The organism is Chryseobacterium sp. VD8, assembly GCF_037149975.1.
Lineage (GTDB): Bacteria > Bacteroidota > Bacteroidia > Flavobacteriales > Weeksellaceae > Chryseobacterium > Chryseobacterium indicum.
Genome location: NZ_JBBCQL010000451.1, coordinates 1 through 606, shown reverse-complemented (window position 1 = coordinate 606; position 606 = coordinate 1). Strand labels below are relative to the sequence as shown.

The 606-nt window shown below is 35.6% G+C and carries 1 pseudogene; it reads left to right on the top strand.

The window, feature by feature from the left end:
- Positions 1 to 606 (top strand): annotated as a pseudogene (locus WFK35_RS22985) (hypothetical protein); the annotation flags it as partial.

The following is a 606-nucleotide window of genomic DNA, read 5'->3' as shown; positions in this document are numbered from 1 at the left end:
CAAAGCAGGATCTTGTAGAAGAGCTTGCCAACAGGATTTCGTTTCTCCGGCTGCTGGAAAAAAATATCGAGTATTTCGGAAGTGAAAATTCTTCGCTGGTTTCAGAAAATAAAGAAAATTTTTCTGCACCCGCTCCTTTGCAGGAAACCCATGATTTCAGCAGTGAAGTAACGGAAGAAGAAGCCATTTTCAATAATGAGCTTAATGAAATTGAGGGAAGCGAAGCCGGAAATTATTCAAGTGAAGTGACTGAAGAAGAGGCAATTTTTAACAATCAATTAAATGAGATTGTAGAAGGTGAACTTCACGAAACTTTAGTTAATTTTGCAGAGGAAAATTCGCAGGATGAAATTCAGAATGATTTGAAAGAGAATGAAGATGTTTTCAATGCTCAGTTAAATGAACTGGATGAATATGAAACTTCTGAAAACAGCGGAGCGAATCTGAATTTTGTGGATGAAGAAAGAATTCTGGCAAATTCTGAACCTGAAAATGATGAAGAGATCTCGGAAGAAATGTTTAATGAAAACAAAACGGAAGAAGAAGTTATCTTTAATCATCAGCTAAATGAAATTGATGAATTTGAAAACGAAATTTCGGACGATC